The sequence below is a fragment of the Streptomyces sp. CBMA156 genome (assembly GCF_014596515.1).
Classification (GTDB): domain Bacteria; phylum Actinomycetota; class Actinomycetes; order Streptomycetales; family Streptomycetaceae; genus Kitasatospora.
This window is the reverse complement of sequence record NZ_MSJQ01000347.1, coordinates 1-22,398: the sequence shown is the minus strand read 5'-3', so window position 1 is coordinate 22,398 and position 22,398 is coordinate 1. Positions and strand designations below refer to the sequence as shown.

The following is a 22,398-nucleotide window of genomic DNA, read 5'->3' as shown; positions in this document are numbered from 1 at the left end:
AGCGGCCGGTCGCGGACAGGGCGCCTGCCAGTGCCGCCGCCGCGGGCGCCGACTCCGTGAGGAAGGCGCAGGTCGGCCCCGAGCCCGAGACCAGGCCGGCCAGGGCGCCGTGCTCCGGTCCCAGCCGCAGCGTGTCCGCCAGCTCCGGGCGCAGGGACAGGGCGGCCTCCTGGAGGTCGTTGGCGTCCTTGACGGCCGCCGCGAGCAGGGCGGCGTCGCCGCTGTCCAGCGCGTCGGCCACCGCCGTCACCCGCTCCGCCGCGGGCCGCTCGCCGTGGGCGGGCCGCGTCCGGACCAGCCGGTCGTACTCCCGGAAGACCGCCGGGGTGGCCAGGCCCTGCGGGGACACCGCGAAGACCCAGTGGAACACCCCGGAGCCGGAGGTCCCCAGCGGGGTGAGGAGCTCCCCGCGTCCGGTGCCCAGCGCGGCCCCGCCGTACAGCGGGAAGCCGACGTCGCTGCCCAGTTCGGCGGCCAGCAGGCGCAGCTCCTCCCGGGAGAGGCCGAGGCCCCACAGCGCGTCGCAGCCCACCAGTGCGGCCGCCGCGTCGGCGCTGCCCCCGGCCATGCCGCCGGCGACGGGGACGCGTTTGTCGATGCGGACGGCGACGGCCGGGTCGGCCCCGGCGGCGCGGGCGATCAGGCGCACCGCCCGCGCCGCCAGGTTGTCGTCGCCGTCGGGGACGCCGGCCGCACCGGGACCCCGGACGGTGACGGTGAGCCGTGCCGCCGGGGCGATCCGCACCACGTCGTGGAGGCCGACCGCCAGGAAGACGGTGGAGAGCTCGTGATAGCCGTCCGGGCGGAGGGGGCCCACCGACAGTGTCAGGTTGACCTTGCCCGGCGCCCGGACGGTGACCCCCGCCCGGCGGCCCGCTCCGGCCCGGTTCACGCCGTGCGAACCGGCTGTCCGGCGACGAACGGGTGGTCGCGCTCGATCAGGCCGAGGCCGCCGGCGCCGCCGGGCGAGCCGAGTTCGTCGAAGAACTCGGTGTTCGCCCGGTGGTAGTCCTTCCAGTCCTCGGGCACGTCGTCCTCGTAGAAGATCGCCTCGACGGGGCAGACCGGTTCGCAGGCGCCGCAGTCGACGCATTCGTCCGGCTGGATGTACAGGGCCCGCTGACCCTCGTAGATGCAGTCGACGGGGCACTCCTCGATGCAGGCCTTGTCCTTGACGTCCACACAGGGCTGGGCGATGACGTAGGTCACGGGTGCTTCCTCCGGTCGGTGTCGGTGTCGGTGTCGGTATCGGTGTCGTCGTCGGTGCTGTGGTCGGTGTGCGGTTGTCCGTGCGCGGTTCCCGCCGGGGCTCAGGCCCCGGAGGAGTCGTCGTCCTCCTCCTCCCGCCGCATCAGATCGGCGAGCTTGAACGCCTCCTCGATGAGCGTCTCGACGATCTTCGACTCGGGAACGGTCCTGACGACCTCGCCCTTGACGAAGATCTGCCCCTTGCCGTTGCCGGAGGCGACGCCGAGGTCCGCCTCCCTGGCCTCCCCGGGGCCGTTCACCACGCACCCCATGACGGCCACCCGCAGCGGGACGTCCATGCCCTCCAGCCCGGCCGTGACCTCCTCGGCCAGCTTGTAGACGTCCACCTGGGCACGGCCGCAGGACGGGCAGGAGACGATCTCCAGGCCGCGCTGCTTGAGGTTCAGGGCCTCCAGGATCTGGAGACCGACCTTGACCTCCTCGGCGGGCGGTGCGCTCAGCGAGACGCGGATGGTGTCGCCGATGCCCTGGGAGAGCAGCGCGCCGAACGCGACGGCCGACTTGATGGTGCCCTGGAAGGCGGGGCCCGCCTCCGTCACACCGAGGTGCAGCGGATAGTCGCACTGCGCCGCGAGCTGCTTGTACGCCTCGACCATGACGACGGGGTCGTTGTGCTTGACGGAGATCTTGATGTCCCGGAAGTCGTGCTCCTCGAACAGCGAGGCCTCCCACAGCGCGCTCTCGACCAGCGCCTCCGGGGTGGCCCTGCCGTACTTCTTCAGGAGCCGGCGGTCGAGCGAGCCCGCGTTGACCCCGATGCGGACCGGAGTGCCGTGGTCCTTGGCGGCCCGCGCGATCTCGCGGACCTTGTCGTCGAACTGCTTGATGTTGCCCGGGTTGACGCGCACCGCCGCGCAGCCGGCCTCGATCGCGGCGAACACGTACTTCGGCTGGAAGTGGATGTCCGCGATCACCGGGATCTGCGACTTGCGCGCGATCGTCGCCAGGGCGTCGGCGTCGTCCTGGGTGGGGCAGGCGACCCGGACGATCTGGCAGCCGGACGCGGTGAGTTCGGCGATCTGCTGGAGCGTCGCGCCGATGTCGGAGGTACGGGTCGTGGTCATGGACTGGACCGAGACCGGGGCGTCGCCGCCCACCGGTACGGTCCCTACCTGGATCTGACGGCTGGTACGTCGTCGGGCCAGCCTCGGCGGTACCGTCGGCACTCCGAGAGCGACAGGCATGACAGGTCCCCAAGATGGTCGGCCGGTCCTGGCGGACCGGGCTGTGGCGGATGGCTGGTTGCAATTGCAGGCCGCGGAAGCGGGGGAGAGGGGGCGCCGGGGCGGGAGCGGGCGCGGCCCGGCCGACCGCCCTTCGGGGCGCCCGGTGTCAGCCGACGGCCAGGGAGGCGGCGGCTCCCCGCCGGGCCCGCCACCCGGAGGGCAGGGCCTCCAGCAGCGCGTGGGCGAGCCGACGGGGGGTGAGGCCGCCGGCCTCCAGGAGGTCGGCCCGCGAGCCGTGCTCCAGGAAGCGCTGGGGGATGCCGAAGACGTGCACCGGCAGGTCCGACCCGGCCTCGCTCAGCGCCTGGGCGACGCTCGCCCCGGCGCCGCCCACCCGGCCGCTGTCCTCGACCGTGGCGACCAGCAGGTGGTCGGTGGCGAGCCCGGTCAGTCCCGGCGGCACCGGCTTGATCCAGCGGGGGTCCACGACGGTGACGCCGACGCCCCGTTCGGCCAGCAGCCCGGCGACGTCGAGGCAGGTGGCGGCCATCGCGCCGACGGAGACCAGGAGGATGTCGGGACGCCCGCCGCGGCGCAGGACGTCCAGCCCGGCGTGGACCTCCACGGCCGGGATGTCCGCTCCGCTGGAGCCCTTCGGGAAGCGCAGGGCGGTGGGGCCGTCGTCGCAGGCCACCGCCTCCCGCAGGGCGCGGCGCAGGGTGGCGGCGTCGCGCGGGGCGGCCAGCCGCAGGCCGGGTACCAGGTTCAGCAGCGACAGGTCCCACATGCCGTTGTGGGAGGGGCCGTCGTCGCCGGTCACCCCGGCCCGGTCCAGGACGAAGGTGACCGGGGCGCGGTGCAGGGCCACGTCCATCAGGAGCTGGTCGAAGGCCCGGTTGAGGAAGGTGGAGTACAGCGCGACGACCGGGTGCATCCCGCCGAGGGCCAGCCCCGCGGCGGCGGTCACGGCGTGCTGTTCGGCGATGCCGACGTCGATGACGCGCTCGGGGTGGCGGCGGGCGAAGTCGCCGAGCCCGGTCGGGTCGAGCATGGCCGCGGTGACGGCGACCACGTCCGGCCGGTCGGCGGCGAGTTCGGCCAGCTCGCCGCCGAACACGGAGGTCCAGCTGGGGGCGCCCCCCGGGGTGCGGGCGGAGGCGGCGCGCACGGCGTGGAAGCGGTCGGTGTCGTCCTGTTCGGCGGGGAGGTGGCCGCGGCCCTTCTCGGTGACACAGTGCACCACCACGGGCCGGCGCAGGGCGACGGCCTCGCGCAGCGCCGCCTCCACGGCCTCGATGTCGTGGCCGTCCACCGGGCCGACGTAGCGGAGTCCCAGGCTCTCGAACAGGGTCTGCGGGGCGTCGCCCGCGCGCAGCTCGGCGAGGTGTCCGGCGACGGCGCCCGCGGTGGGGGCGTAGGAGCGGCCGTTGTCGTTGAGGACCATGACGACGGGGCGTTCGGGGGCGGCCGCGATGTTGTTGAGGGCCTCCCAGGCCATGCCCCCGGTGAGCGCCCCGTCGCCGAGCACGGCGACCACGGCGCGGTCGTCCCGCCCGAGCAGGGCGTTGGCGCGGGCGAGGCCGTCCGCCCAGGACAGCGAGGTCGAGGCGTGCGAGTTCTCGATGACGTCGTGCTCCGACTCGGCGCGGCTGGGGTAGCCCGACAGGCCGTCGGTGCGGCGGAGCGTGGCGAGGGCCGCGGTGCGGCCGGTGAGGATCTTGTGGACGTAGGCCTGGTGGCCGGTGTCCCAGAGGATCCGGTCGCGGGGGGAGTCGAAGACCCGGTGCAGGGCGATGGACAGCTCGACGACCCCGAGGTTGGGACCGAGGTGGCCGCCGTTGGCGGTGCAGGTGTCCACCAGCAGCCGCCGGATCTGCGGCGCCAGCGCGCGGGCCGCGGCCGGGGACAGGGCGCGCAGGTCCTCCGGCCCCCGGATCTCCTCCAGGCGTGGCATGGCACGACCCTCCTTCTCCGGTGGGGGATTCATCGCACCCCACCGGGTGCGGGGGAGATCTCGCCGGCCAGCGGTGTCCGCGGGACGCGGCCGGTGACCGGGTCGGCCAGCCGTCCCGGCATGGAGAACACGACGTCCTCGGCGATGCCCCGCTGGAGCTCGACCCCGTCGAAGCCGAGTGCGGCGAGCCGGGCGACGAGCCCGTCGACGAGAACCTCGGGGGCACTGGCCCCGGCGCTGACGCCGACCGACGACACGCCCTCCAGCCAGGCCGCCCTGAGGTGGTGCTCGTCGGGCACCAGATGGGCGGCGGCGCCGTGGTCGCGGGCCACCTCGACCATGCGCAGCGAGTTGCTGGAGTTGTGCGAGCCGACGATCAGGACCAGGTCGTGGTCGCGCGCGAGGTCCTTGACGGCGTTCTGCCGGTTCTGGCTGGCGTAGCAGATGTCGTCGCCGGGGGAGATCAGGTCGGTGAAGCGGGCGCGCAGGGCCTCGACGACGCGCCCGGTCTCGTCGAACGAGAGGGTGGTCTGGGTGAGCACGGCGACCGGGGCGTCGTCGGGCAGGCCGAGGCGCCGTACGTCGTCCTCGGTCTCGATGACGACGATCAGGTCCGGGGCCTCGCCGACGACGCCCTCGACCTCCTCGTGGCCCTCGTGCCCGACGAGCAGGATGGTGCGGCCGTCGCGGGCGAAGCGCACCGCCTCCTGGTGGACCTTGGAGACCAGCGGGCAGGTGGCGTCGATGACGTCGAGCTGCCGGCCGGCGGCGGCGGAGCGCACTCCGGGGGAGACGCCGTGCGCGGAGAAGACGCAGACCGCGCCGTGCGGGACCTCCTCCTCGCTGTCGACGAAGACCGCGCCGCGCTTCTCCAGCTCCGAGACGATGTGGTGGTTGTGCACGATCTCCTTGCGCACGTACACCGGCGCCCCGTGCAGGTCCAGCGCCCGCTCGACGATGCCGATGGCGCGCCGCACGCCCGCGCAGAAGCCGCGCGGCTGGGCCAGGACGACGTTCCCCCCGCTCATGCCGCGTCACCCCCGGCCGGTGCGGGGACGGCGGAGGCCGTCCGGCGCGGGGTGCGGGCGTCCAGCCGCAGGCGCAGCCGGCGCGGGTGGTAGACGGTGGCCAGCGGGACCGGGCGGATGTCCATGCCGGGCTCGCAGGTGACCCGCCAGCGGCCGAGGATGGTGGCGAGCCCCAGGGCGGCCTCGGTGCGCGCGTAGAGGTCGCCGATGCACTTGCGGGCGCCGGTGCCGAACGGCACGTAGGCGTGGCGGGCGGCCGGCGCGATGCGGTCCGGGAGCCAGCGGTCGGGGTCGAACTCCGTGGGGTTGGCGAAGGCCTCCTCGTACTGGGCGACGGCGGCGGGGCTGAAGACGACGGTGGAGCCGGTGGGCAGCCGGCGGCCGGCGAGTTCGGTCGGTGCGGCGGTGCGGCGGGTGAACAGCCAGGCCGGCGGGTGCAGCCGCAGTGTCTCGGAGATGATCCGGTCGGTCAGGGAGAGGCTCGGCAGGTCGTCCCACCGGGGGGCGCGGCCGTCCAGGACGGTGTCGATCTCGTCGTAGAGCGCGGCCTCGATCTCCGGGTGCCGGGAGAGGAGGTAGAAGACCCAGGTGAGGGTGCCGGCGACGGTCTCGGTGCCGGCCGCCATGACGGTGATGACCTGGTCGTGGATCTCCCGGTCGCCGAGCCGGCCGCCGTCGTCGTCGCGGGAGGCGATCAGGGCGGCGAGCAGGTCGTCGCGCTCGGTGTCGGAGCTGCGGTAGTCGTCGATGAGCTGCTGGGTGGTCTCGTGCAGGAAGGCCAGGTTGCTCTTGTAGCGGCGCTGGGAGGGCAGGGGCAGCCGGCGGATCGCGGCCGGCAGGAACATCTGCCGGAACAGCCCGTTGAGCACGACGTCGAAGGACCGTTCCACCTTCGCCGCCAGCTCGGGGCTGACGGGTGTGGAGTACAGGGTGCGGCCGACCGTGCGCAGCGCCATGCCGTACATCTCCTGGAACGCGTCGACGACCATGCCGTCCTGCCAGCGCGACGCGGTGTGCTCGATCTCGGCGTGCATGGCCTCGGCGTACCGCTTCAGCTGGCCGCGGGTGAACGCCGACTGCATCAGCCGGCGCTGGCGGCGGTGGTCGGCGAACGGGCAGGTGACCAGCCCGTTGCCGGCGATGTCCCGGGCGCGGTCGTAGAAGACGCCGCCCTTGTCGAAGAGGCGGTCGTTGGTCAGGACGTGCCGCAGCAGTTCGGGGTGGGTCGGGACGTAGGCCGTGGTGGGGCCGATCCTGATCTCGACCAGGTCGCCGTGGGCCGACAGCGAGGTCATGAAGTTCACGGGGTGACGCATCATCTGGACGGCGTGTCCCACGACGGGGAGCGCCCCGGGCGCCGTTCCCGCCGTGAACGTGGTCTGCTCGGTCATTCGGTTTCCAACTTCCCGTCTGTACTGATCTGTTGACAGGTGCTCCGGTCCGTTGCCGGCGGTGCCGCCGCAACGGTCGGGCGCGGGTGCGGGTGGCCGGCGTGCGCGGTGCCGGTGTGCGCGCGGCACTAGTGGGTGCTGCTGCCGAGCTCCTCCAGGTAACCCTGGGCGCCGGCGGCGAGCGCGAACTCGGCGTCGTAGCGGCCCGAGGAGCGGTGCCAGTCGTAGGAGCCGCGGATCACGGTGCGCACGGCGTCGTGGCGGTAGCGCTCCACGGCCTCGCGCTCGGCCCCGTCGAGCCGGTAGATGTCGCAGACCCGCGACAGGCAGGACTCCAGCAGGAGGTACTGCTCCAGACGGGCGCGCACCTCGCCCTGGATGTGGGCGATGCTGCGGTCCTTGGACCAGCCGTGTTCCCGGCGCAGGATCATGACCATGTTGTTCTGCTCACCGCGGGCCTCCTCCTTCTCCAGCGAGGCGATGTCGTTGAGCAGCAGATTGACATCGACGGCGATCTGGAGCACGGCGGAGAGCACGGCGCTGTCGAAGACCCGGTGCGGCACCTCGAAGCGGCCCGCGCGCTCGGCGAGGTCGACCGTCGGCTGCACCCCGATGGTCTGCCGGCGCACCGCCAGGTACTGGGCCGCGGAGTCGTACGGCGTGTCCCCGGAGCGGCTCAGCGCCTCGTCGACGTAGCCGGTGAAGTAGTTGCGCCAGTGCCGGGAGCTGCGCGCGCACCAGGCGGGGGTCATGCCCTCGCTGGTACGCCGCCAGATGTCGGCGAAGCCGTGGGCGATCGGCGGCGCGGTGTCGGGCAGGGGGCCGTCCAGCGCCGCCGCGACCGCGTCGGTGAGCTGTTTGCTCTCCTCGGGGCTCTCGCCGCGCGGCCCGTCGAAGAGGTCGTCGAAGAGGAAGAACCACGACATCAGGTCGACGCCGAGATCCAGGTCGTCGCCGGTGGCGTGCGGATAGAAGCGGGAGGCCAGGTCGGCGTAGCCGCCCCGCAGGTGACGGGTGGCGGCCTCCTCGGAGTTGATCAGCCCGAGCGACCGCGGCCAGGCGAGCTGCTCGGCGTCGGCCCGTGCGTGATCCGGGCTCTGTCGGCCCGGCAGGGGTATGTGGAAATCGACGTCCTGGGGCATGGGTAGTCCTCGGAGGTGGGTGGTGGAGGGCAGCGGGCATGGCGGTGCCCTGGCGGGGGTGCTGCGCTGATCCGAGAGCGGGGAGGCGGAACGGGGCGTACGGGTACGGGGCGGGCCCGGTCTCACACCTCGCGGTCGACGACGAACCGTCCGAGCGCGAGGAGTTCGTCCCGGGCGTGGGCGTCCAGCTCGGCACCGCGCAGCGCGTCCTCGGCCAGCGCCAGTCGGCGGGCGGCCTCGGCGAGCGCCCAGGCCCGGCCGCCGGCCTCCTCGATCAGGCCGGCCACGCGCCGCAGTTCCTCCTCCTCGGGGTCGCCGGGGGCGGCGAGCCAGGCGGCCAGCTCGTCGTTGAGCGGGCCCTCCTGGTTCAGGGCGTGGCTCACCGGCAGGGACTTCTTGCGGGAGCGCAGATCGGAGTGGACCGACTTGCCGGTGACGGCCGGGTCGCCCCAGATGCCGAGGACGTCGTCGACGAGCTGGAAGGCGAGGCCGACCTGGTCGCCGTAGAGCGCCAGCGCGTCCACCGTCGCCTCCGGTGCCCCGGCGAGGACGGCGCCGATCGCGGCGCTCGCCGAGAGCAGCGCGCCGGTCTTGCCGGCGGCCATGTCGACGCACTCCGCCACCGTGACGTGCGAGCGCTGTTCGAAGGACAGGTCCTGGACCTGGCCGCGGATCAGGTGCCGGGTGGTGCGCGCCAGCAGCCGGGCGGCGGGCGCCGCCGTCGGCAGCCCGGTGTCCAGCAGCACCTCCTGGGCCAGCGCCAGCATCGCGTCACCGGTCAGGATGGCGCTGGAGGGCCCCCACAGCTTCCACACCGTGCGCCGGTGGCGGCGCTCCTCGTCGCCGTCCATCAGGTCGTCGTGCACCAGCGAGAAGTTGTGCACCAGCTCCACGGCGACGGCACCGGGCAGGGCCACCGCCGCCGGCGCGCCCACCGCCTCGGCCGACAGCAGCGCGAGCGCGGGCCGTACGGCCTTGCCGGCGTCGGCGTCGGTGGGCAGGCCTTCGGCGGTGATCCAGCCGAAGTGGTAGGCCGCCTGGTGACGCGAGTGCCGGTCGAGCCGGTCGACGGCGGCGCGCAGCGCCGGGGTGATGGTGACCCGGCTGTGGCTGAGGCAGGCGGGTGCGCCGCTCATGAGCACCTCCCGATGACGGGCCCGCGGCGCCGGTTCACGGGGCGACCTTCGCGCGCCAGGGGGCGGTCGGGTCGTCGAAGATGCTGACGACCTGGCGCATGATGCGCCGTTCGGCCGGGTCGAAGGCCTGCTTGGCGTGGATGGTGCCGAGCTGGTCCCACATGACGATGTCCCCGGGCTGCCAGGTGTGGGCGTAGGTGTACTGCGGCTTGCCCGCGTGGGACAGCAGCTCGTCGAGCAGCCGGCGGCTGTCGTCGGGGGCGAGGTCCACGATCCGCTTGGTGTTCAGCGTGCTGACGTAGACCGACTGGCGGCCGGTGCGCGGGTTGCGGGCGATCAGCGGGTGGACGGTGGAGGTGCCGTCCTCTGGCTGGATCCGTCCGGTGCCCTCGCCGAGGGACACCTCGCCCTGGAGCTCCTCCTCGATGGTCTCCTCGTACCCGGTGCGCAGGGCGTGGCGGACCCGGTAGGAGTGCAGGCGCCGGCGCTCCTCGGGCGGGAGCGACTCGTACAGGGCGTACATGTCGGTGAAGAGGGTCTCGCCGCCGCCGGAGGACGGCACTTCCAGGGCCTCCAGGAAGCCGACCTGGGAGACCCGGGGGCGGAAGGAGTAGTCGGTGTGCCAGTCCATCCACTCGGCGTCGCCGACACCGATCCTGCGGCCGTCCTCCACCAGGTTGGAGACGATCAGGATCTCGTTGTGGTCGGGGTGGGCGCCGCTGGTCAGACCGGTCTTCGGGATGTGCCCGAAGCGGCGGCCGAAGGCCAGGAACTCCTCGTGGGAGGGGGTCCGGTGGCCGCGCAGGACGAGGACGAGATGCGCGTCGACCGCTGCCCGGAGCTCCTCCAGCCGGGTTCCGTCCATGTCTCCGGTGACCTGGGCGCCGTGTACGACGGCGCCGAGAGCGGCGCCGGGTATGGGCGTGACGTCCATGGGTGTTGCCGCCTTTCGCAGGGGGACGGGGGTGGTCAGCGCAGGTCGAGGCCGGCGAGGTCGCCCGCCTCGCGCCAGCGCCTGAGGATGTTCACGAACTCCACCGAGCCGCCGCCGTAGCTGGAGTTGAGCAGCGGCATGCCGCCCGGGTCGCCCTCGTTGTTGTAGAGGCCTGGCGTGCAGCTCTCCAGGAAGCCGAGGTCGCTGGAGGCGAGCCGGAGGATCTCCTCGACCCATTCCTTCTCGCCCGTCTCGGAGGCCTCCACGACCCGGTGGCCGCGCTCCTCCACGCACTTGACGATGTGCGCGAGGTGCCGGGTCTGCTCGCCCAGCATGTAGGCGATGTTGACGTGCCGGCCGGCCTGGATCTTGGACAGGACGAAGCAGTTGGGGAAGCCGTTCACCTGGAGTCCGTGCAGGGTGCGCGCCCCGTCCGCCCACTTCTCGGACAGCTTCACGCCGCCGCGGCCGACGATGTCGTAGCCCGCGCGGTCGGTGTACGGGACGGCGAACTCGTGCTCGTAGCCGGTGGCGAAGACCAGGCAGTCGACCGGGTACTCCCGGCCGTTCGCGACCACTCCGGCCGGGGTGAGCCGTTCCACGCCCTGCCCCTGGGTGTCGACCAGGGTCACGTTGGGCCGGTTGAAGGTCTGGAGGTACCCGTCGTGGAAACAGGGCCGCTTGCAGTACACGCGGTAGTACGGCTTGAGGGCGGCGGCGGTGGCGGGGTCGGTGACGACGCTGTCGATCCGGGCGCGCAGCTCCTCCATCTTGAGGAAGTCCGCGCGTTCGGCCGCGAGCGCCCGCTCCCTGGGATCGCCCCCGGTGTCGCCGGTGGGCAGGATCGCCGCGGCCAGCTTGGCCGTGGTCTGGGTCCAGCGGTCCTGGACCAGGTCCTCGTCCTGCGGGACGCCGGAGGTCAGCGCGTGGAAGTTCTCCATCCGGCGCTGCTGCCAGCCCGGTTCGAGGCCGTCCGCCCAGCCGGCCGGGGTGGGCCGGTTGCCGCGGACGTCGACGGTGGCCGGGGTGCGCTGGAAGAGGACGAGCTGCTCGGCCCACTCGGCGAGGTGCGGGGCGAGCTGGATGGTCGTCGAGCCGGTGCCGATGACGCCGACCCTCTTGTCCTTCAGCCCGGTCAGCCCGCCCGTGCTGTCGCCGCCGGTGTAGTCGAAGTCCCAGCGGCTGGCGTGGAAGGAGTGCCCGGCGAACGTCTCCAGGCCCGGCAGCCCGGGGAGCTTGGGGCGGTGCATCAGACCGATCGACATGGCCACGTAGCGGGCCCGGATCAGGTCCCCGCGGTCGGTGCTCACCAGCCACCTCCCGGCGGCCTCGTCCCAGCGCAGCTCGGTGACGGAGGTCTGGAAGAGGGCGTCGCGGTAGAGGTCGTACGCGTGGGCGATCCGCTGGAGGTGGGCGAAGATCTCGGGCCCGGTGGAGTACTTCTCGGTGGGCGTCGTGCCGACCTCTTCGAGCAGCGGCATGTAGATGTAGCTCTCGACGTCGCACCGGACGCCGGGGAAGCGGTTCCAGTACCAGGTGCCGCCGACGTCGCCGGCCTCGTCGATCAGCCGGATGCGCTCCAGGCCGCTCTCCCTGCGCAGGTGGGCGCCGGCCAGCAGGCCGCCGATGCCGGCGCCGACGACGGCGACGTCCACCTCGTCGGTGAGCGGCTCGCGCTCCAGCCGCTCGGTGTACGGGTCCCGCGCGTAGCGGCCGAAGTCACCGCGGGCGAACTGGTAGGTGCGGCCGATGTTGCGCTTGTCCCGTTCCTGCCGGTACTTCTCCCTCACCGCTTCCAGGTCGATGGCCGGTGTTCCGTCGGTGCGGTCGTCACTGTCGTTGCGGTCGTCGCTGTCGGTGCGGGCCACAGTTCATCCTCGGGGGAAGGGGGCGGATGGGAAACATGACGCCAGACGTCGTCGAACTGGTCGCGCAGCCGCAGGGGGGAGTCGGAGTTGCTGAAGAGGTAGAAGCGGTCGGAGCCGAGGGACTCCCAGACGAGTCCGGCGACGTCCTCGGCACTCACCGAGGTGTCGCCGCCCGCGCCGCGCGGGGCCGTCAGGCCCTGGACCATGGGGGTGTCGACCCGGCCGGGACACAGCACGGACACCCGCACCCCGGTGCCCCGCAGATCGGCGCGCAGACTGCGGGCGACGGCGAGGTCGGCGTGCTTGGAGGCGGCGTAGGCGGCGCTGCCGGCGCCGACGACGAAGGCGGACATCGAGGCGGTGTGGATCAGGTGGGCGGGCCGGCCGCGCTCCAGCAGCCGGGGGACGAAGGCGCGGGCCACCAGGACGTGCGCCCAGTGGTTCACCTCGAAGACCTGGCGCATCCGCTCCAGCGGCACCTCCCACAGGGGTTGACCGACGGGGCCGAGGGCCCCGGCGTTGTTGCACACCACGTCGATGTCGCCGAGCAGGCCGAACGCCGTGTCCGCGAGCCGTTCGACGGCGTCCGGGTCGGTCAGGTCGGCGGTCACCGCGGTGACCCGGGCGCCCTGGGCGGCGAGTTCGGCGGCCCGGCGGTGCAGGGCGTCGTCCGCGACGTCCGCCATGACGACGTCGGCGCCGGCCCGCGCGAAGCGGGCGCTGAGGGCGAGGCCGATGCCGCTGGCCGCGCCGGTCACCACAGCTGTCCTTGTCCGTAACTGCACTTGGCTGTCTCCGCTTCTGTGCGCGGGCACGCCGAAGAACGGCGCGCCGTTGCCAACGAGAAGGTCTGGATCAGGTCGCGCCGTTCGAAGGGGGTGGACGTCAGCGGGGGTCGGGGAGCTTCAGACTGATCACGAGGACGGTCACCGAGAGGCACGTCAGCAGGCCGAGGACGAGCACGGCCGCGGACGCCGTCGACAGCCAGTCGGCCAGGGAGATGTAGAGGGTCCCGCCGACGGTCGCGCCCAGCGCGGTCGCCATCTGCTGGCTGGTCACCAGCACGCCGCTGCCCATGCCGGCCTGCGCCGGCGGTACCTCGGCGAGGATCAGCCGGAACAGCGTCGGGCCGACCAGTGCCGCGCCCGCGCCGAAGAGGGCGATCCCGACGAGCACGAGCACCAGGGAGGGATGCGGCCAGCCCAGCCGGATCACCAGCGCCAGCAGCAGCAGGCCCAGGCCCTGGACGAGGGCGCCCAGGGTGACGATCCGGGCGCCCAGGGCCGCCGCGATCTTCGGGGTGAACATCGCCACCACGAAGAACGCCACGGCAAACGGTGCCAGCACCCCGCCGGAGGCGAGCCCGTCGAAGCCGAAGTGCCCCTGCGCGATCAGCGCGTAGACGAACAGGAAGGCGCCGAAGCCGGCCGAGAACGGGACCACCGCCGCCAGCCCCCTGCGCATCCCCTGGTGGGACAGCACCGAGGGGGAGAGCAGCGGTGAGCCGCCCCGGGCCTCCAGCCCGCGTTCGGTCCTGGCCAGTGCCAGTGCACCCGCCGCGGCGACCGCGAGCAGCGACCACAGCCACAGCGGCCAGCCCAGGTCGGGGCCGGCCACGACCAGGGTCAGGACGCAGAGCATGGTGACACCGAACAGCACGGTGCCCACCGGGTCGAAGCCCGGCTTCGTGCCGGCCCTGGTCGCGGGGACGCGCCGGACGGCCAGCAGCGCGGCCACTCCGATCGGCACGTTGATCGCGAAGACCGACCGCCAGCCCATCCCGGCGACGTCCAGCGAGACCAGCAGCCCGCCCAGGATCTGCCCGACGACCATGCCGAGGGCCGCGGTCACGCCGTACATGCCGATCGCACGGGCGCGGGCCTGGCCCTCGGTGGCGGCCTGGATCGTGGCCAGCACCTGGGGGACGAGCATGGCGGCGGCGGCGCCCTGCAACAGCCGGGCCACGACCAGGAACTCGATGGTCGGGGCGAGTCCGCACAGCGCCGAGGTGAGGGTGAACGCCGCGAGCCCGTAGGCGTACAGGCGCCGGCGGCCGAAGGCGTCGCCCAGCCGTCCGCCCAGCACCAGGCCGAGGGCGTAGGTGAGGCCGTAGCCGGACACCACCAGCTCCAGTGCGGCGGGGCCGCCGTGGAGGTCGTCACTGATCGGGGTCAGCGCCACGTTGACGATGGACGCGTCCACGATGGACAGGGCGTATCCGGTGAGCACCACCACGAGGGCGATGCCACCGAGCCCCGTGGCGGCCGGTTTGGTGCCGGCCGGGGGCTTCGGTGCCGCGTCGGGCTCCTTCAGCGGGGGGAGTCCCTCGCGATTCGTCATGTGCTGCCTACCAGGGCTTCTGTGGAACGGACGGTCGGAGCGGGTGCGGGAGCACCCGCGTCACTCGGTGGTGGTGGGGGTGCCGGTGATCTTCGACATGATCCCCTTGGAGTGGTCCTTCGCGGACTCCGGCCAGGGAGTCAGGGCGTTGAACCCGCGGTGCGAGGACGCGGGCTGGATGCGGGTGTCCATCGACATCCGCATGCCGGCCGGGTCCACCGAGACGTTCGGGACGGACTTGTGACACATGAAGGCGTGGAAGAGGAGCACGTCGCCCGGTTCCATGGGCGAGATCAGCAACTCCTCGTCCGCGCCGAGTTCCTCCGCCGGGATGCCGCGCACGGGGTGTCCGAAGCGGCGGAAGTTCTCGGTGACGACGTGCTCGCGCGGGCCCTGCCGGTGGCTTCCGTCGGCGACGGCGACGCCGCCGGTGCCGGTGGGCGTCGGGAGCAGCGGCAGCCAGGCGGTGCGGAAGTCCTTGTTCGGGCCGATGTAGAAGCCGTCCTGGTGCAGCGGCGTCAGGAAGTCCGGCTCCGCGGAGTCGGGGGCGGAGGGGTAGTAGCGGATCGTCGTCGACCTGAAGACGAAGACGGGCTCGCCGAAGACCTTCTCCCAGACCTTGAGGGTCGAGGGGTGGTTCCACAGGTCGTCGTACCTGACGTGGTCGTGCATCGCGATCTCGTCGACCGCCTCGTAGGAGTCGATGGTGAGGGTGTCGAGCGTGGTGCCGGGGGCGGCGTGGCCGAGTGCGATCAGGCCCCCGAGCATCTGCTCGGCGGCGGTGCGCACGAGTTCGCGGTCCAGGGCGCCGCGGAGATAGACGTAGCCGTGCTCGTCGTAGAACCGGTCCAGGGCCTCACGGTCGTCCAGCAGGGGCGTGCAGTCGACGTAGGGGCGGAAAGTGTCCGTCATGGTTCCTTGTCCTCGTGACGTCCGGGCATGGGGGAAGGAGCGTCAGGTCACGGTGGAGCGGCGGGGCCGGGGGAGTCCGGCCACCGCGAGTCCCGCTGGTCCACTACGCCGCCGGGAGGCGACCGGCGGGTGCCGGCCCGGCCCTGCGGCAGGTGCCACCCGTGACGGTGAACGGCCGTGCGCTCGCTCGTGCGATGCCGCTCAGAAGGTGACGGGGATCTCGTCGAACCCGCCGGTGATCCGGTGCTCCTGCCAGTGCAGCGACTCCTCGGGTACCGCGAGCCGCAGGTCGGGCAGCTTCTGGAACAGCCGCTCGAACACCGCGGTCAGCTCGATCCGGGCCAGGGTGCGGCCGACGCAGTGCCGGGCGCCGCGCCCGAACGCCATGTGCGGCTTGGGCTTGACCCGGGTCAGGTCGAACGCGTCGCCGTGGGGGAAGGCCCGGCTGTCGTAGTTGGCCGCGCCGATGGCCAGCAGGACCACGTCTCCGGTCCTGATCACGGTCTCGCCGACGGTGATGTCGCCGTGCGCGTAGCGGGGGATCAGCGCGTTGGATCCCTTGCCGCCGACGGCGAGGCGCAGGATCTCCTCGACTGCGGCCGGCGCGAGTCCCGGATTCTCGGTCAGCATGGCGCGCTGGACCGGATTGCGCAGCAGCAGCAGGGTGCCCAGGTCGATACGGACAATGGTGGTTTCGTAGCCGAACAGCAATACGGCGCAGCCCAGGTCCGCAATGTACGCATCGGACAGCGTGCCGCCGTTCTCGGCGATGAGCTCGGACAGGATGTCGTCGCCCGGCTCCTTCCGCTTTCGCACCACCAGTTCCGTGATGTAGCCGACGACCTGTTGAAAGGTGTTCGCCGAGTGCTGGTCGTCACTCTGGTCGAATGTGCCTCTCGCCCATTGCCCGAAGAGTTCCCGGTCGGCCAGCGGAACGCCGAGCAGATCGCAGACCACCATGGTCGGCAGGGGAAAGGACAGTGCGCGGTGCAGGTCGACCGGTGCGGCGCCGGCGGCCAGCCGGTCGAGCAGTTCGTCCACGTGGTGCTCGATCCGGGTCTTCATCAGACGCATTCGGCGGGTGGAGAACCGGGGTACGAGCAGGTCGCGCATCTGTGCGTGCCTGGCGGGCTCGGTGTTGTGGTCGTCCCCGGCCATGAGGGCGACCATGGTGCTCCGGGCCGTGTTCTCGACCGACGGCTCGGGGTTGGGATTGCTGAGACGGAGTCGGCGGTCGGCGAGGAGCTTCCGTACCTCGTTGTAGCGGGTGACCAGCCAGGCGTCTTCACCGGCGGTCCGCACCCTGGCGACCGGCCCCTCCTGTTGCAGTGCGCGCATCTGCGGCGCGATGCCGATAGTGGACGGGTTATCGAATGGTAATCGCGGAAGTACCGTCATGTAATCATGGTCACTTGCGTCACGATGGGCCGTCAAGCCCTACCAGATCATTCTCGTCAGTTGAGACACCCGGGTTTGTCCGGCCCGGGACCGGAGAAGTGGGCGGGATCTCTTCGGCGTCGCCGGCACGGCCCGGATAGCCGGTGCCACCCCGATATCCCCCCACCGGCGACGTTCGGTGGCAAAGGCGATGCGCATGCGAAGTGGCGGACGGGTACGCCGGGTCGGCGCGGTCCGTTCACCGCCCTGCCCGGGTCCCGGCACGACGAGGGCCGGCCCCCGCCGATGGCGGGAAACAGACGGCCGCGGGCACGGGAGCCCTGCCGTCGCCGTGAATCCCGGTCGACCGCGGGGCTGCTGCCCTTCGCCGCCCCTCGCCGCGCCCCTCGCCGCCCCTCGCCGTGCCGAGCTCAGCGGAGCGTCACGCCGTCGCGCCCCCGACCAGCAGGGTCGTGTCGATCAGGCGGTTGGAGAAGCCCCACTCGTTGTCGTACCAGCCGAAGACGTGCACGTGGCGCCCCTCGATGACCTGCGTGAGCAGGGAGTCGAAGATGCAGGACGCCGGGTCCCTGACGATGTCCGCCGAGACGACCGGGTCCGCGGTGTAGCGCAGGATCCGCGCGAGTTCGCCGTCGGCGGCCTTGCGGAACAGCGAGTTGACCTCCTCGGCCGTCGTCTCGCGGCCCACCCGGACGGTCAGGTCGGTCAGCGAGCCGACGGGGACGGGAACCCGCACCGAGTACCCGTCGAGCTTGCCCTGGAGGTTCGGGAGCACGAGGCCGATCGCACTCGCGGCATTGGTGGTGGTCGGGATGGTGCTGAGGTTGGCCGCACGGGCGCGCCGGGCGTCGGGGTGCGGGCCGTCCTGGAGGTTCTGGTCCTGGGTGTAGGCGTGGATCGTGGTCATGGTGCCGACCTCGATGCCGAGCGCGTCATCGAGCACCTTGACCATCGGGGCCAGACAGTTCGTCGTGCACGAGGCGTTGGAGACGATGGTGTGCTGCTCGGGGTCGTAGAGGTCGTCGTTGACCCCCATGACGAGGGTGAGGTCCGCGTTCTTCGCCGCGGCGGAGACGACCACCTTCGAGGCCCCGGCGTCGATGTGCGCCCGGGCCTTGGCGGCGTCGTTGAACACGCCGGTCGACTCGATGACGACGTCGACTCCGAGGCGGCGCCAGGGCAGCTGCGCCGGGTCGCGCTCGCTGAGGACCTCGACCACGGTGTCCCCGACCCTGATCGACGATCCCTCCGCCACGACCTGCTGCTGCAGCGGCCCGTACACGCTGTCGTACTTCAGGAGGTTCGCCAGGGCCTGGGCACTGGTCAGGTCGTTGACCGCGGCCACCCGGATGTCCGCGTCGGACGCGAGCAGGGCACGGAAGAAGCTACGGCCGATGCGGCCAAAGCCGTTGATTCCCACAGTGATTGTCATGATTCCCGTCCTGATTGTTGGGAGCCTCGCAGCACTGGCTGCGCGGAGTGTCGCGCTCCTGGGCGGCGATCCACTCGTCACGCAAAAGGATATCGCCGATTACGCCGACGGGTACACCGGGCCTTCCCCCGTGGGGTATCGATCTCCCGCGGACGGGCCGACCGGGCCGGACTGCTCAAGGCCTGCCAGGCCACGGTGATGACGGTCCGTCAGAAAATCGCCCCGGCGTCGCCCGGCGGACGGGTGGCCGCGTCCCGGGCGATCCGACGCGGTCGCGACCCGCCCGGGCGCCGCGCTGCCGATCGCGGTCCGGGCACCGTCGTACGTGCGAGGTGCGGGCCGGTTCGTCGCCGGGGTCCGGGCGGGCGAGACCGGGTGGAACCGGGCGGCCGGCGTGGCCGGTATTGGCCGGTTCGCGGCGGTGGTCTGCGTGTCGGGGCGGCGGCGGGCGCCGCGGTTCTCTATCGTCCGTGCGGAACCGCCCAGTCCGAGGACTCCGTTGCGTGTACAGCGATCCGACCCGTGGGAGAGTGCGATGCCCGGCCCAGAGCAGACCGTCCCGGAGCCGACCGTCGAGGCCGGGGAGCAGCGGACCGGTGAGCGGCAGACCGGTGAGCAGCGGACCGGGGAGAGCGCCGACGTCATCGTGGTCGGCGCCGGGCCGGCCGGCTCCACCGCCGCCGCCCACCTCGCCCGGACCGGGCTGGACGTCCTGCTGCTGGAGAAGTCCGCCTTCCCGCGCGAGAAGGTCTGCGGGGACGGCCTCACCCCGCGTGCCGTCAAGCAGTTGACCGACCTCGGCATCGACGTCTCCGAGGAGGCCGGCTGGCTGCACAACCAGGGCCTGCGGCTGATCTCCGGGCGCCGCTCGCTGGAGTTCGACTGGCCCGAGCTCTCCGCCTACCCCGGGTACGGGCTGGTGCGGCGCCGCGCCGACTTCGACGAACTGCTCGCCCGCAAGGCCGCCTCGGTGGGGGCCAGGGTGGTCGAACGCGCCAATGTGACGGGCCCGTTGCTGGACGAGCGGACCGGCCGGATCACCGGTGTGACCGCCAAGCTGGGGGAAGAGCGCCGGCCCGTCACTTACCGGGCCCCGGTCGTCGTCGCCGCCGACGGCAACTCCACCCGGCTGTCGGTGGCGATGAAGCGCTACCGCCGCACCGACCGGGCGATGGGCGTCGCGTACCGGACGTACTTCACCACCCCGCGCCACGAGGACCGCTACCTGGAGGCCTGGCTCGACCTGCGCGACCCCGGCGACCCGGCCCGGCGCCTGCTGCCCGGCTACGCCTGGGTGTTCGGCATGGGCGACGGCACCGCCAACGTCGGCCTCGGGGTCCTCGACACCGCCAGGACCGAGGTGGACTGGCGGGAGCTGCTGCGCCGCTGGTGCGACGGCCTGCCGCCGGAGTACGGCTACACCCCCGACGGGGTCACCGAGCCGATCCGCGGCGCCGCCCTGCCGATGGGGCTCAACCGCCGGCCGCACTACGCCGACGGCCTGCTGCTGGTCGGCGACGCGGGCGGCACGGTCAGCCCGGGCACCGGTGAGGGCATCGCCTACGCGATGGAGTCCGGGCGCTACGCCGCCGAGACCATCGTCCAGGCCCTCGCCCGCCGCACCGACCGCGGCCGCGAACTCGCCCTGCGCGCCTATCCGCAGGCGCTGCGCTCCGCCTACGCGGGCTACTTCGCGCTCGGGCGCCTCGCCGCCGACCTGCTGGGGCGGCCCCGGCTGCTCGGCGCGGCCGGTGCCGCCGGGCTCGGCCACCCGGCGCTGCTGAAGGTGGCGTTCCGGCTGATGGTCAACCTGACCGAGCCGAACTCCAAGGACGCCCTGGACCGGCTGCTCCACCTGCTCGGGCGGGTCGCCCCCGGGAAGTGACGCCCGCCCCCGGAGGCGGCGAGGCGCACCGGACCGTCCATCCTGACGGGTGGGCGGTCCCGGCGTCCCGGATACGGCCGAATCCAACGAGTCGAACATGCGGTTGCATGGATCATGTTGACGAATGATCAGATGATCCGATTGCCTGGTGTCGAACCAGCCACGGAGGGTGAGCACAGCACCCCTCCGTGGCTCTTCCCCTGACCGCTGACCCGTTCGACGGAGACACCGTGCGCCTTCGCCTTCGCCTGCTCGTCGCGCCGCTTGCCGCGGCCGCCGCCCTCACCGCCGTCTGCGCCCCCGCCGCGAGCGCGGCCCCGGCGGCCACCCCCTCCGACCAGTGCTCCGCCGCCTTCCGTCACGACGACGCCCGCCTCGGCCCCGCGGACCTCCCGACCACGGGACCGGTCGGCCGCCAGCTCGCCGGCTACCAGCGCACCGGCGGCGCGAGCGACCAGGCCTTCCTGGGCGAGTACTACGACCCGGCCGGCAACGGCGGCAAGGGCGGCTGGATATACCCGCCCTCCGACGGCTACGTCACCCTGCCCGACGGCAGCCCGATCGAGTTCGACCTCACGCTCTACCCGAACCAGAACATCGACCGCTACGGCAGCGAGTACGGCGCCTTCCTCGCCCCCGAGGGCCTGCCCTACGCCAACCGCGCCATCCCGCCGCAGAGCCTGGACGGCAACCCGCCGGCCGCCTGCAACTACCACGACTACAAGGTGGTCAAGGCCTTCACGGTGCACGCCGGCCCGATCGCGCCGTGGTTCAACCAGCCCGGCTGGGGCCTCCAGTACCAGCTCGACGGCGCCCTGCTGCCCGGCGGCCCGGCCAAGCTGAACGTGCTCTGGCTGGTGGAGAACGGCTACCTGTCCCGGATCTGACCCGGCTCCGCCCGGTGCCGGACCAGGCGCCCGCCACGGATATTCGCTGGCGGGCGCCTGGGGGCCGGGGATAGGAAGGCCGGATGACCATCAGCGATGCCGGTACCGACCGGCGCGTCTTCCGCCCCACCGTCCTCGACCTCGGCGACGTCCTGCTGCGCCCGTGGGGACGCGCCCTCGACCTGCCCGGCGGCGTGGTGCCCGCCCTGGCCGCCGCCGCGGCCGACCCGGCCGTCGCCCGCTGGAGCCCGCTCGGCACCGGCGGCCGGGTCGTCCCCGAGACCTACCTCGACCGCTGCGACGAGCACTGGGCCGACGGCACCGCGGCCTCCTTCGCCGTCACCGACGCCGCCGACGGCAGCCTGTGCGGCAACGCCTACCTGGGGTGGACCAACCGGGACGACGGCATCGCCATGGTCGGCTACTGGCTGCTCGCCGCCGCCCGCGGCCGGGGCCTGGCCACCAGGGCCGCCGCCGCCGTCACCCGCTGGGGCGTGGAGCAGGCCGGCGTCCGCCGCGTCGAGCTCTACCACGCCGTCGCCAACGAGGACTCCTGCCGGGTCGCGGAGCGGGCCGGCTTCCCGTACGAGGGCACCCTGCGAGGCTCCTACACCTACGGCGGGGGCGACTACGTGGACGAGCACCTGCACGCCCGGCTGGCCTCGGACCCCTTCACGGAATCCTCGGGCCCGTTCACGCACTGAGGACCGGACCCGGCCCGTGGGGCGGGATCAGCCCCAGACCGTCCCGCCGTGGACCCCGTACGCGGCCGTGGCGCCCTCGGCGAACCGCTGCTCCTGCGTGGCCGTCAGCCTGCGGACCACCAGGACGGCGAGGACCGCGGCCGCCACCATCACCAGGTCGGAGGCGATCAGCCAGGCGACGCCCTGCTGGTAGGTGTCCGGGTACTCCGCCGAATTGGTGTACACGGTGCCGATCCGCTCGAGCGCGGGGGCCCCCAGAAGGGCCCCCCACCAGAGGGTGAGCAGGGTCTGCGGGAGCCGCGGGCGCACTCCGGAGCCGTCCGGCCTGGCGCCGGCCTGCCAGATGTCGCCCGCGATCTGCCGGGGGATCCAGACGTTGGCGATGGGGAGGAACCAGGCCCCGATCGCGAAGCCGCGTCGGAGCCGGTGCCCGTGCGGGTCGAGGATCTCGGCGTTCACCCGGACCCGGTGGAACCAGGTGATGAAGGTGACCGTCGAGACCACCAGCGTCACCACCTGGAGCGTGCCGACGTTGCCGTGCAGCGCGTACGCGTCCAGCACTGCGGACCCGTCGACCAGCCTCAGGTCGACGTCCGTGGTGAACGTGCCGACCTCCCCGTAGAGGTTGACGGAGGTGCCGAGCGAGACCAGCGACACGGCGCCGCTCACGGCGAGCATGACGGTGGCGGCGATGGCGCTCGATCTCGGCGAGCGGTACACGGCGGGGGAAGGCATCGGGGCGGGACTCCTGGACTGGACCAATGGGACGGAGCGCCACCCTAGGGCCAGCGGATCATGGTCGGCCAGTGTGTTTCGCGGTCCCGGAGGTGAACCCGCGAGGGATGCCTGGCGATTCGGTGGATACCCGGGCATCCGGCCGCGGCCCGGCCCGGATGCCCGGCGCCGCACCGGCGCGCACACCGCGCGCGGCCGCCTCCCGGGCGCGGACCCG

19 protein-coding genes are annotated in these 22,398 nt (G+C 72.7%); 3 read left to right on the top strand and 16 right to left on the bottom strand.

Going from position 1 to position 22,398, the window contains the following annotated elements; genetic code table 11:
* The 15 genes from BU198_RS30000 to gap all read right to left on the bottom strand — a co-directional run.
* Positions 1–892, bottom strand: an 892-nt coding sequence (locus BU198_RS30000; RefSeq protein WP_188300002.1) for a 4-(cytidine 5'-diphospho)-2-C-methyl-D-erythritol kinase, incomplete at its 3' end; no start/stop codon positions are given.
* Positions 889–1,209: a ferredoxin gene (gene fdxA / locus BU198_RS29995; protein WP_188300001.1), complete on the bottom strand. Its 321-nt coding sequence runs from the start codon at positions 1,207–1,209 to the stop codon at positions 889–891. The genes BU198_RS30000 and fdxA, both read right to left, overlap by 4 nt.
* A gap of 101 nt (positions 1,210–1,310) precedes the next feature.
* Positions 1,311–2,453, bottom strand: coding sequence for a flavodoxin-dependent (E)-4-hydroxy-3-methylbut-2-enyl-diphosphate synthase (gene ispG / locus BU198_RS29990; RefSeq protein ID WP_188300000.1), 1,143 nt, complete (start codon positions 2,451–2,453; stop codon positions 1,311–1,313).
* A 148-nt stretch (positions 2,454–2,601) separates the two neighbouring features.
* Complete coding sequence (locus BU198_RS29985; RefSeq protein WP_188299999.1) at positions 2,602–4,389, bottom strand: 1-deoxy-D-xylulose-5-phosphate synthase; 1,788 nt, start codon at positions 4,387–4,389, stop codon at positions 2,602–2,604.
* 29 nt (positions 4,390–4,418) lie between these two features.
* Complete coding sequence (gene ispH / locus BU198_RS29980; RefSeq protein WP_188299998.1) at positions 4,419–5,417, bottom strand: 4-hydroxy-3-methylbut-2-enyl diphosphate reductase; 999 nt, start codon at positions 5,415–5,417, stop codon at positions 4,419–4,421.
* Positions 5,414–6,808 carry a pentalenene oxygenase gene (gene ptlI, locus BU198_RS29975; RefSeq protein WP_188299997.1) on the bottom strand — a complete coding sequence of 465 codons (1,395 nt, stop codon included), beginning with the start codon at positions 6,806–6,808 and terminating at the stop codon, positions 5,414–5,416. The genes ispH and ptlI overlap by 4 nt, the downstream gene beginning before the upstream one ends.
* Before the next feature lie 128 nt (positions 6,809–6,936).
* On the bottom strand, positions 6,937–7,950 hold the full coding sequence (ptlA, locus tag BU198_RS29970; RefSeq protein ID WP_188299996.1) for a pentalenene synthase: 1,014 nt from the start codon (positions 7,948–7,950) through the stop codon (positions 6,937–6,939).
* A 122-nt stretch (positions 7,951–8,072) separates the two neighbouring features.
* Positions 8,073–9,086, bottom strand: a complete 1,014-nt coding sequence (locus BU198_RS29965; protein WP_188299995.1) for a polyprenyl synthetase family protein — start codon at positions 9,084–9,086, stop codon at positions 8,073–8,075.
* A gap of 34 nt (positions 9,087–9,120) precedes the next feature.
* Positions 9,121–10,020 (bottom strand): neopentalenolactone/pentalenolactone F synthase, encoded by a 900-nt coding sequence (ptlD, locus tag BU198_RS29960; RefSeq protein ID WP_188299994.1) that lies wholly within the window; start codon positions 10,018–10,020, stop codon positions 9,121–9,123.
* A gap of 35 nt (positions 10,021–10,055) precedes the next feature.
* Complete coding sequence (ptlE, locus tag BU198_RS29955) at positions 10,056–11,810, bottom strand: neopentalenolactone/pentalenolactone D synthase (protein ID WP_188300003.1); 1,755 nt, start codon at positions 11,808–11,810, stop codon at positions 10,056–10,058.
* Positions 11,807–12,646, bottom strand: coding sequence for a 1-deoxy-11-beta-hydroxypentalenate dehydrogenase (gene ptlF, locus BU198_RS29950; RefSeq protein WP_188299993.1), 840 nt, complete (start codon positions 12,644–12,646; stop codon positions 11,807–11,809). Before ptlF ends, ptlE begins: the two co-directional genes overlap by 4 nt.
* A 127-nt stretch (positions 12,647–12,773) precedes the next feature.
* Entirely contained in the window at positions 12,774–14,228 is a 1,455-nt protein-coding gene (locus BU198_RS29945; RefSeq protein ID WP_188299992.1) for an MFS transporter, read from the bottom strand.
* Between the two features lie 60 nt (positions 14,229–14,288).
* Positions 14,289–15,140, bottom strand: a complete 852-nt coding sequence (gene ptlH / locus BU198_RS29940) for a 1-deoxypentalenic acid 11-beta-hydroxylase (protein ID WP_188299991.1) — start codon at positions 15,138–15,140, stop codon at positions 14,289–14,291.
* A gap of 201 nt (positions 15,141–15,341) precedes the next feature.
* Positions 15,342–16,538: a pentalenolactone synthase gene (gene penM, locus BU198_RS29935; RefSeq protein WP_188299990.1), complete on the bottom strand. Its 1,197-nt coding sequence runs from the start codon at positions 16,536–16,538 to the stop codon at positions 15,342–15,344.
* Positions 16,539–16,959: 421 nt separating this feature from the next.
* The gene (gene gap / locus BU198_RS29930; protein ID WP_188299989.1) at positions 16,960–17,970 is read right to left on the bottom strand and encodes a type I glyceraldehyde-3-phosphate dehydrogenase; all 1,011 of its coding nucleotides are present in this window, start codon (positions 17,968–17,970) and stop codon (positions 16,960–16,962) included.
* Between the two features lie 535 nt (positions 17,971–18,505).
* Here gap and BU198_RS29925 point away from each other — a divergent pair.
* The 3 genes from BU198_RS29925 to BU198_RS29915 all read left to right on the top strand — a co-directional run bounded on the left by BU198_RS29925 (position 18,506) and on the right by BU198_RS29915 (position 21,446).
* Positions 18,506–19,855: a geranylgeranyl reductase family protein gene (locus tag BU198_RS29925; RefSeq protein ID WP_188299988.1), complete on the top strand. Its 1,350-nt coding sequence runs from the start codon at positions 18,506–18,508 to the stop codon at positions 19,853–19,855.
* 230 nt (positions 19,856–20,085) lie between these two features.
* Positions 20,086–20,742, top strand: a complete 657-nt coding sequence (locus BU198_RS29920) for a TNT domain-containing protein (RefSeq protein WP_188299987.1) — start codon at positions 20,086–20,088, stop codon at positions 20,740–20,742.
* Between the two features lie 83 nt (positions 20,743–20,825).
* On the top strand, positions 20,826–21,446 hold the full coding sequence (locus tag BU198_RS29915; RefSeq protein ID WP_188299986.1) for a GNAT family N-acetyltransferase: 621 nt from the start codon (positions 20,826–20,828) through the stop codon (positions 21,444–21,446).
* 27 nt (positions 21,447–21,473) lie between these two features.
* Here BU198_RS29915 and BU198_RS29910 read toward each other — a convergent pair whose 3' ends face one another.
* The gene (locus BU198_RS29910; protein WP_188299985.1) at positions 21,474–22,181 is read right to left on the bottom strand and encodes a DUF4328 domain-containing protein; all 708 of its coding nucleotides are present in this window, start codon (positions 22,179–22,181) and stop codon (positions 21,474–21,476) included.
* Positions 22,182–22,398: the final 217 nt, after the last annotated feature.